The sequence below is a fragment of the Moorena sp. SIO3I6 genome, from assembly GCF_010672095.1.
Genome location: NZ_JAAHHU010000596.1, coordinates 1 through 2,690, shown reverse-complemented (window position 1 = coordinate 2,690; position 2,690 = coordinate 1). Strand labels below are relative to the sequence as shown.

At 43.6% G+C, this 2,690-nt stretch carries 2 protein-coding genes; both read right to left on the bottom strand.

Translation table 11 applies throughout. The features are described from left to right. Window positions 1-124 precede the first annotated feature (124 nt). Window positions 125-1,507, bottom strand: a complete 1,383-nt coding sequence (locus tag F6K49_RS40085) for a DUF4231 domain-containing protein (protein ID WP_293106339.1) — start codon at window positions 1,505-1,507, stop codon at window positions 125-127. A gap of 611 nt (window positions 1,508-2,118) precedes the next feature. Further along, the gene (locus tag F6K49_RS40080; protein WP_293106342.1) at window positions 2,119-2,487 is read right to left on the bottom strand and encodes an RNase A-like domain-containing protein; all 369 of its coding nucleotides are present in this window, start codon (window positions 2,485-2,487) and stop codon (window positions 2,119-2,121) included. Window positions 2,488-2,690: the final 203 nt, after the last annotated feature.

Sequence of the window (2,690 nt, the reverse complement as noted above, 5' to 3'; positions counted from 1 at the left end):
CAAGGGAACAGGGAAAAGTTGAGGGCATCATAGGATGGGATGAATGCGATTGACCTAAGGTCACGCGGGGCGCGTTCGCATTTTGACCTTGAGGCGATCCCATGGTGAGATGAACAGGATTGGCCTATATTTTGGTGAAGTATTTGGCATTACCGTATTCATTGATAGGACGGAAACCACCGGTTTCGACACCGATAGTAGCGATCGCAGCAATCAAGGTTAGCTTGTCTAAAATCTTCTTTTCCTCAAGACTAGCCAGTACGTCTGGTAGATAAGTCTGGACATCTTTGAGGGGACACTCGAGAATATCAGCAACTACCTCAGGGGTTACAAAATTGGATTCGGGAGGACAGGGGACGGAATCCTGAGAGTCCTGAGTTGGAGGAGTCAGGTCATGGTTGTTGTTTTCCGTTAAGGAAGTGCTTTCGAGTTGTTCGAGTTGGTTGGGTTGAGTCAACTCATCGTCATCCTCTTCTTGCCAAACCATGGGAGTCTTGTTTGAGGCTGCGGTTGTTAAATCATCCAATAAGACCATGGAGGGAGTTCCGCCATTACTGCTGGTTTTGAAACGATTGCCTTCGATTTGGCTAGGATTAACGAACTCATCTAAGACGATGGAGGGAGTTCCGCCATTACTGCTGGTTTTGAAACGATTGCCTTCGATTTGGCTAGGATGAACGAACTCATCCCCGTCTTCTTCCTGCCAGATTCTGGGGATCTCGTTAGCAGAGGGGTTGGCTGGAGTATTAAAGGTATTGCTTGGGTCAAATTCCTGAGGAAAGGGATTACCAGGGTTACCCCCTCTGAGGGGGAAATCATTTGGGAATTGGCTGGCTTCTGGAATCCGTTGCTGTTGTAATTGTTCGTTGAGTTGTGACTGAGCCATACCTAGGTTTTGAGTTAGGTTTTGACCTGGGTTTTGAGTTAGGTTTTGACCTGGGTTTTGAGTTAGGTTTTGAGATAGGATTAACTCTGTTTGCTCCCTGGCCTGTTCCTGGTCGTGCTGAACCTCGCTGATGTATCCTTCTAAATCTTTCCTGATGATCGCCTCTACACGGGAGGAAAACTTGCTAAATGCCTGGGTGTGCTTTTCTACACGTCGGTAAGGTCCACTTAACTGAAGAAATTGCCAGCCTTCTATCTTCATGGCTTCTGCGCTGTTGCGATACTGAGTGTAGCGTTTGCCATATTGAAATAGCTCTTCTAAAGCGGCGCTAATTGCCACTACCTGACTCATTCCAAAGGCAGTCCAACCCAAGGCTACTCTGATTTTACCGTCGCTGCTGTTGATACCGACTAAAGCCGGAACAATTACCCCTCCGATAATGGTGATCATTCGCAGGGAATAATAGTGGTTGCGAGACTGATTGGCTCGCTTGTCTAACCACAAAACTTGGTCGAGCCAGCGAGCTTTGATAAACCGCTTCTGCATTTCCGATAGATCAATCCCATCAATCAACCCACCGATCTCTTCTTTAAATTGTTCCCGATAAGACCGTTTTTTCATGATTCACTCGTCCTGTTTACTTGAGAGGATTCCCCAGACCTATACCCCACTGTTATGGAAAAAAACCTGGGGGGGTAACATGCAAGCTGAATTACTGGGTAATAATTTAAGCTTGCATGTCACCCCCTCAGGACTAATACAGTTCCTAGGGCAGTTGCTAATAAGGTTTTCATTGCTGTTGACTACAAATTATCTTCGGAGTTTATTATATAGTTCATTTAGATATACTATAGCAATAGTATATCATTTTTCAAATATGCAAAATCCTAAATCTTTTTGGCTGGGCAAAGGTTATAGCGATAGCTTCGGCCACTATATTTCACGAATCATATAGGATTGCCATAATCTATCGCAGAAGAAATTTTATTGGAATCTTTATCTACTTAAGGAATGTGAAAAAAATCTTACTAAAATCTTTATATATCACAACCTGAGGGGGTTACACTTCGGCTATAATTATTATCTGGTCTGGATTTATTCAATTCCTGGGGGGGTGACATGCAAGCTAAAATCCTTACTGGGTAATAAATTCAGCCCATCAGTTACTTAGCGATGCAGCGCCGCCAAAGGGGGTTTCCCCCATGAGCGACTGCATCAAGACAACGGAAGTATTATTTACTTCGAATGAGAGCTATAACGCTTGCCCTGTCTGCTTTATAACTATTTTCGTCGCCCCCCCAGCAATCTCCCTTTGCTGTTTTTTTCATAACTGCACGCAAATTCCTACTATTAGAAATATTGCTCAGAGAAGGAGGACGGTTAGCCACACGACCAACTACTTTCCTAGCCGTATAGTTAACAGCTCGCTTCTCACCTATACCAGCATCAAGAACCCAACTATTTAATTTATTCCGGTTGGCTTTCAAAGCAGCTTGGATATTAGTGGCAGCAGTTCCCAAATCTGGATAGGTGCTAGCTGCGCTGATTATGGTAGCATTAATTAATCGGTATACTAGTTGTTGATTACTTTTACCAAAAATCCTGGCTTTAAAGCCAATATTTTTGGTAAAATTTTGGTTATTATATACTAATTTTGGTCAAGTCAAGCGATGTCTAATCAAGAAATTCGGCCAGAAGCGCAACCGTTAATCGATCGCTGTATAGATGGGAAAACTAAGGACTTTTTGGAGATAGGGAGAATTGCTGGTCTTAATACAACATCCGATTGTGCAGGCGCTGATCT

Coding starts and splice junctions, on each gene's coding strand:
- F6K49_RS40085 (WP_293106339.1), bottom strand. CDS start 1,507: ATGAAAAAACGGTCTTATCGGGAACAATTTAAAGAAGAGATCGGTGGG.